This window comes from Aeromonas molluscorum 848 (assembly GCF_000388115.1).
Taxonomy (GTDB): Bacteria; Pseudomonadota; Gammaproteobacteria; order Enterobacterales; family Aeromonadaceae; genus Aeromonas; species Aeromonas molluscorum.
Window position 1 is genome coordinate 1 of the sequence record NZ_AQGQ01000267.1, and the last position, 2,573, is coordinate 2,573.

Genomic DNA, 2,573 nt, shown 5'->3' on the forward strand with positions numbered 1-2,573 from the left:
ACCGTCTGGGCTATGGTGTTGATCCCGGCGTTGCGAAACACCCCCACGTAAGCAAGCGGTGCGCCAGCCATCACGGTGCGGGCGCTCGGGATATCCACATAGCGCGGGCTCTTGGCCACGAAGATGAGGCCGCCAAACACGGCGCCCGCCTGGTGGGCAGCGGCGGCATCTTCCGGCTTGGTCAGACCGCATACTTTGTTCTGGCCCAGGGTGAGCTTGCGCACCGCCCCTTCCAGGTCAGATTCACTCATCAGGGAGGACCCCACCAGGAAGCCCTTGGCATGGTGACGCAGGTCGGCGACCTGGCTGCGATCCTGGATGCCTGACTCGCTGATGACCACGCGATCCGCCGGGATCTGCGCCGCCAGCTGGCGGGTGCGGTTCAGGCTCACGCTCATGTCCCGCAGATCCCGGTTGTTGATGCCGATCACCGGCGAGCCCAACGCCAGGGCACGATCCAGCTCCTCTTCATTACTCACCTCGGTCAAGACGCCAAGGCCCAGCGCCTTGGCAACCTTGAACAGGGTGCGATAACCCTCATCGGTGAGCACAGAGAGCATCAGCAAGATGGCGTCCGCCTGATAGTGGCGGGCCAGATAGACCTGATAGGGATCTATCATGAAGTCCTTGCACAAGACCGGCTGGCTGACCCGGGCCCGCACCCTTGGCAGGAAGGCGAAATCCCCCTGGAAGAACTTCTCGTCGGTCAGCACCGAGATGGCGGTGGCGTATTTGCCATAAATATCGGCGATGGCTTCGGGGCTGAAATCATCACGGATCAGCCCCTTGGAGGGAGAGGCCTTCTTACACTCCAGAATGAAGCGGGTACCGCCTGCGCGCAGTTCTCCTTCGAAGTCGCGGTCACTGGGCAGCAGCGCGCCCTGGAAGCTTGCGAGGGGCTGGGCCAGTTTGCGGGCCGCCACCCACTCCTGCTTGGCCGCCACAATTTTGCCGAGAATGGTCTGGCTCAGGGAGGGGTGGTTAAGCATCTCGATATCCTTGCTGCGATTGATACTGTGGTGACTGATAACGGCTGACATCATGCCTCCTGATGGCTCAGGGCGGCCAGCGCCTGGGCGAGTGCGCTGGTTTCACCGCTGGCGAGCTTGGCCAGCACCTGGGCGGCGGCGCGTTTGAAGTCCGGGGCCTTGCCTGCCATCACCAGCAGCGGGGCGACGTTGGCGGCGATGGCGGCATTGTGGGCCTGGGTACCTTGTCCCGCCAGGATGGCGGCGGTGATGGCCCGGTTCTCTTCCGGCTCGCTCCCTTGAATGGCGCTGACCGGGTAGGTATCGAGCCCGAAATCGGCCGGGGTGAGCAGGTACTCACGGATCTCGCCGTCCCGGATCTCGGCGACCTGGGTCGGGCCGTGAATGGCCACTTCGTCCAGGCCCGCACCGTGTACCACCATACCGGTTTTCAATCCCAAGGCCAGCAGGGTTTCGGCGATGGGACGCACCAGCTCCGGGGCATAGACACCCATCAGTTGATAGGTCGGACGGGCCGGGTTGATGAGGGGGCCCAGCACATTGAACAGGGTGCGGGTCTTGAGCGCCTGGCGCACCGGCATGGCGTGGCGCACCCCTGCGTGGTACTGGGGGGCGAACAGGAAGCAGATGCCTAGCTCGTCAAGGCAGCGCCGGGCCTGTGCCGGGCTCATATCGAGCTTGATGCCCATCTTGTCGAGCAGATCGCTCGAGCCTGATTTGCTGGAGACCGAGCGGTTGCCGTGCTTGGCGACCTTGAGGCCGCAGGCGGCGGCGACCAGGGCCGAGGTGGTGGAGACATTGATGGTATTGAGGCCATCGCCGCCGGTGCCGACGATGTCGCAAAAGGGATAATCGGGGCGCGGGAAGTCCCGGGCTTCGGCCAGCAGCGCCTCGGCGGCGCCCGTTATCTCCTCCGGGGTCTCTCCCTTGAGCTTGAGGGCTGTGAGCAGGCTGGACAGGACTATGGGGTCCACTTCGCCGCGCACCACCTGGCCGAAGGCCTCACGGGCCGCATCCCGGCTCAGGGACTGTCCCTGGAAGAGGGTATTGAGATGATGATGCATGAGGGTCTCCTTTCCTTAACGCACGCTGCTTTCGGGGCGGGTGATATGAGCGAGCGCCTGGGTGAGCAGACGGGCCCCTTCGCTGGTCATGATGGATTCGGGATGGAACTGGAAGCCAAGCACCCGCTCGTCGCGCTGCTCGATGGCCATGGGCATGCCCTGATAGTGGGCAATCACCGTCAGCTCTTCCGGTACATAAGTGGCGACCAGGGAGTGGTAGCGAGCCACCGGCAACGGACTTGGCAGACCGGCAAAGGCGCCATGAGCGTCGTGCTCTATCAAGGAGCGCTTGCCATGAACTATCTCGGCGGCGGCGCCGACGGTGCCGCCATAGGCTTCACACAGCGCCTGATGGCCGAGGCAGATGCCGAGGATGGGCACATGCCCGCGGGCCAGCTTGATGAGATCAATGAGGCAACCCGCCTCATGGGGGGCGCCCGGCCCCGGGGAGAGCACCAGCACGGCGTCACCACCGCAGGCGGCAATCTCCGCCATGATACGTTGCGCGGGCAGGCTGTTG

Annotated in this window: 3 protein-coding genes; all 3 read right to left on the bottom strand. The window is 64.3% G+C overall.

Annotated elements, in window-relative coordinates; all coding sequences use genetic code 11:
- Positions 1-1,040: bifunctional indole-3-glycerol-phosphate synthase TrpC/phosphoribosylanthranilate isomerase TrpF (gene trpCF / locus G113_RS19770; protein ID WP_005912829.1), on the bottom strand; the 1,040-nt coding region annotated here is incomplete at its 3' end.
- On the bottom strand, positions 1,040-2,053 hold the full coding sequence (trpD, locus tag G113_RS19775; protein WP_005912831.1) for an anthranilate phosphoribosyltransferase: 1,014 nt from the start codon (positions 2,051-2,053) through the stop codon (positions 1,040-1,042). The genes trpCF and trpD, both read right to left, overlap by 1 nt.
- 15 nt (positions 2,054-2,068) lie before the next feature.
- Positions 2,069-2,573, bottom strand: a 505-nt coding sequence (locus G113_RS19780) for a glutamine amidotransferase-related protein (protein ID WP_005912834.1), incomplete at its 5' end; no start/stop codon positions are given.

Coding starts and splice junctions, on each gene's coding strand:
- trpD (WP_005912831.1), bottom strand. CDS start 2,053: ATGCATCATCATCTCAATACCCTCTTCCAGGGACAGTCCCTGAGCCGG.